This is a genomic window from Sphaerotilus sp. FB-3, from assembly GCF_023706025.1.
Classification (GTDB): Bacteria; Pseudomonadota; Gammaproteobacteria; order Burkholderiales; family Burkholderiaceae_C; genus Sphaerotilus; species Sphaerotilus sulfidivorans.
In genome coordinates this window covers 1-979 of the sequence record NZ_BQWE01000076.1, presented here as the reverse complement: position 1 = coordinate 979, position 979 = coordinate 1, and the positions used below count along the sequence as shown (strand labels likewise).

The 979-nt window shown below is 52.7% G+C and carries 1 rRNA gene; it reads right to left on the bottom strand.

Features of this window, described 5'->3' with window-relative positions:
- Positions 1–979: ribosomal RNA gene (locus NFT33_RS19110) — 23S ribosomal RNA — on the bottom strand; the annotation flags it as partial.

Below are 979 nucleotides of genomic sequence, written 5' to 3'. Positions count from 1 at the left end.
CCACATCGCACTTGCAATCGGTACAGGAATATTCACCTGTTTCCCATCAGCTACGCATCTCTGCCTCGCCTTAGGGGCCGACTCACCCTACGCCGATGAACGTTGCGTAGGAAACCTTGCGCTTACGGCGAGGGGGCTTTTCACCCCCTTTAACGCTACTCATGTCAGCATTCGCACTTCTGATACCTCCAGCATCCTTCTCAAGACACCTTCACAGGCTTACAGAACGCTCTCCTACCACGCACCTTGCGGTGCATCCGCAGCTTCGGTAACTGGCTTGAGCCCCGTTACATCTTCCGCGCAGGACGACTCGATCAGTGAGCTATTACGCTTTCTTTAAATGATGGCTGCTTCTAAGCCAACATCCTGACTGTTTTAGCCTTCCCACTTCGTTTCCCACTTAGCCAATTTTAGGGACCTTAGCTGGCGGTCTGGGTTGTTTCCCTCTTGAGTCCGGACGTTAGCACCCGGTGCTCTGTCTCCCAAGCTGTACTCATCGGTATTCGGAGTTTGCATAGGTTTGGTAAGTCGCCATGACCCCCTAGCCTAAACAGTGCTCTACCCCCGACGGTAATACTTGAGGCACTACCTAAATAGTTTTCGGAGAGAACCAGCTATTTCCAGGTTTGTTTAGCCTTTCACCCCTATCCACAGCTCATCCGCTAGTTTTGCAACACTAGTCGGTTCGGACCTCCAGTGCGTGTTACCGCACCTTCATCCTGGCCATGGATAGATCACCTGGTTTCGGGTCTACACCCAGCGACTGAAGACGCCCTGTTCGGACTCGGTTTCCCTGCGCCTACCCTATTCGGTTAAGCTTGCCACTGAATGTAAGTCGCTGACCCATTATACAAAAGGTACGCCGTCACCCCGGAGGGCTCCGACTTTTTGTATGCATGCGGTTTCAGGATCTATTTCACTCCCCTCCCGGGGTTCTTTTCGCCTTTCCCTCACGGTACTGGTTCACTATCGGTCGATT